The following is a 1,289-nucleotide window of genomic DNA, read 5'->3' on the forward strand; positions in this document are numbered from 1 at the left end:
GAATCCCGTTGGTTCCCAACGCCCGCCGGTTCAAGGCGGGTCACCGCATCCGCGTGACGCTCACCAGCGACGACCAGGACCCTTCGATGGCGGCGATCATGAACTTCCGCCATGCCAGCGTCGGCACCTCCAGCCTGAACACGGTGCGCTCCGCGTCGCGGCTGTTGCTTCCGGTGCTCGCGTAACCGCCATTGCGCGTGGGCGTTGCGTGTGAATCGTTGGCGGCGAAACGCCGACGAACGCCGCCCCCAGGCTCACACGGGAAGCCCTACGTTTACCCACGATCCCCGGATCGGTGTCCAAGCCCTGCCCGCCCTTGCGGTGGACTAACCGATTTCGCGCCGTCATGCGATGACGATTGTTAATCTGAAGCAGTGACTTCGGCCCGCGCGCTGCGCTAGTCCGCGGTCCAGAGTTGAAATCGAGCCGGGGCTGTTCGACGGTGCTCGGATCGACCACAGGGATAACGAGGCCAATCATGAAGCTTTCCAAGGTAATCCGCTGTCGAATCATTGCCTGTGCGGTCGGCGCCGGTGCTGTTGCGGCGACACTGCTCGGCGCAACGGCGGCCACCGCCGTGGCCGACCCACCGCCCCGGCCACCCGACTGCACGGCCGCAGATGTGTCCGGCGTGGCGGCGGGCGTCGCGGCGGCGCTCTCGACCTATCTGTTCAGCCACCCGGACCTGAACGGGTTCTACACCGGCCTGCAAGATCAGCCGAAGGATCAGATCCGCCCTCAGGTGGAGAACTACTTCAGCGCCAACCCGCAAGAGCAGGCCGACCTGGAGCGCATCCGGCAACCCATGGTCGACGTCAGGCAGCGGTGCCAGTGGACCCCGCTGATCGATCAGGGCGCGGGTCCGCAATGACCCCGCGGATGCGGTCTTGTGCCGCCGGGGCTATCGCGGTGTTGGCTGTCACGGCGATTCCCGAGGTATGGAGCCTCGTGCAGCCGTCCGCCGCGGCCCACGCGGACGTCTGCGCAAGCGTGGGCAGGCGTATCTCGGTGAGCGGTTGCACCAACGTGGCCGACACCGTCGGCTCCTACGCCCCGCCGCCCGCGGCCTACGCGCCGCTGCCGGAGGACTATCCGCCCCCGCCGCCGCCAGCGCCGACCGTCTGCGTCAATGCCGGGCGGCGAATCAGCGTCAGCGGCTGCACGTAGAAACAGGACGGCGGCCCACCCAACCACAACGGCCTGGGCGAGGACGTCGAGTACCGAATCCCGTTGGTTCCCAACGCCCGCCGGTTCAAGGCGGGTCACCGCATCCGCGTGACGCTCACCAG

The 1,289-nt window shown here is 67.7% G+C and carries 2 protein-coding genes and 1 pseudogene; all 3 read left to right on the forward strand.

Annotation, left to right across the window (positions count from 1 at the left end):
* A pseudogene (locus WU80_RS24710) lies at positions 1-185 on the forward strand (peptidase S15); the annotation flags it as partial.
* Between the two features lie 293 nt (positions 186-478).
* Complete coding sequence (locus WU80_RS24715) at positions 479-871, forward strand: heme-binding protein (protein ID WP_055405694.1); 393 nt, start codon at positions 479-481, stop codon at positions 869-871.
* Complete coding sequence (locus tag WU80_RS24720; RefSeq protein WP_055405693.1) at positions 868-1,167, forward strand: hypothetical protein; 300 nt, start codon at positions 868-870, stop codon at positions 1,165-1,167. The genes WU80_RS24715 and WU80_RS24720 overlap by 4 nt, the downstream gene beginning before the upstream one ends.
* Positions 1,168-1,289: the final 122 nt, after the last annotated feature.

The sequence above is a fragment of the Mycobacterium sp. UM_11 genome (assembly GCF_001414075.1).
Classification (GTDB): Bacteria; Actinomycetota; Actinomycetes; order Mycobacteriales; family Mycobacteriaceae; genus Mycobacterium.

What these genes read in the sequence shown, in the direction of transcription:
- WU80_RS24715 (WP_055405694.1), top strand. Translation starts at nt 479, where the DNA reads ATGAAGCTTTCCAAGGTAATCCGCTGTCGAATCATTGCCTGTGCGGTC.
- WU80_RS24720 (WP_055405693.1), top strand. Translation starts at nt 868, where the DNA reads ATGACCCCGCGGATGCGGTCTTGTGCCGCCGGGGCTATCGCGGTGTTG.